This is a genomic window from Bacillus sp. AY2-1, from assembly GCF_008368965.1.
Lineage (GTDB): Bacteria > Bacillota > Bacilli > Bacillales > Bacillaceae_G > Bacillus_A > Bacillus_A thuringiensis_S.
Map to the genome: position 1 here is coordinate 1 of NZ_QPEL01000281.1, position 878 is coordinate 878.

Genomic DNA, 878 nt, shown 5'->3' on the forward strand with positions numbered 1-878 from the left:
TAACAATTGGAGGTGCAGTTCAGATTACATCCTACTCTTTTGTTTAATCATACCCAATAAATAGACTTTTATAAGATCTATTTAAGGTCTAATTTTGCTAAATCATGTTGTAAAACATTATTTCCTTCTTGTGGGTTAAATACGATTGCACTAAGACCAAAAACATTCGTAACAACATCTCTATCTTTCGGACGAATGATTCTTACTTCATAAGCAAACAGTGTTGGAGGAAGAGCTGCTGAACGAAAAGTAACATATCGATTAGGTGGCAATGTTTGTGTTGAAGGGTCTATTAATGGTAACAATACCGGAGAACCAGATGACCAATCAAACATTTCAACAGTTACTCTACGAGTATCATCTGGATCAACATTCATAGCCTCCACAGTAAGAAACAACGTAGCAGAATGTCTACGTAATACACCCGTTGATAAAGTCTCATTGTGATGTTCACAACATTTTTTCGGAGGGTGACCATAGCCATAACTCATACCAATCCCCCCCTTTCATTTACAATTAAGGACAAGTATTCCTTATAATATATAATGTTAGTATTCTTTTAGTGCAAGGTATAAAAGCGGATTTCCATCTGTATTTTTGGATATTTTTTTCATTTATTCGCTTTTAAAGAATAAAGTGAAACTTTAATCAGCAATCAGCCCTCACCAATCGGGGTCTTACTACCCAGCAAATAGCGAGATAAATCTATTTTGAAAAGGACCTGCTCCATTCATTCGTAAAAGCATAAAGTAAATGGAATCCGTTAAAACACATGAGTGACCCCTTGGTTTTCCCTTCCTATTAAAAGGAGGAACTGTTATGGGCTTTGGTGGTAGTTGTGGCGGCTGTGGCTTCGCTGGAGGATTTGCTTTATTAGT

General features: G+C 36.4%; 2 protein-coding genes. Both read right to left on the minus strand.

The window, feature by feature from the left end; all coding sequences use genetic code 11:
• Positions 1 to 77 precede the first annotated feature (77 nt).
• Positions 78 to 491 (minus strand): hypothetical protein, encoded by a 414-nt coding sequence (locus tag DN403_RS30375; RefSeq protein ID WP_098437592.1) that lies wholly within the window; start codon positions 489 to 491, stop codon positions 78 to 80.
• A 189-nt stretch (positions 492 to 680) separates the two neighbouring features.
• A partial coding sequence (locus tag DN403_RS31590) for a hypothetical protein (RefSeq protein WP_218948252.1) occupies positions 681 to 878 on the minus strand: 198 nt, incomplete at its 5' end.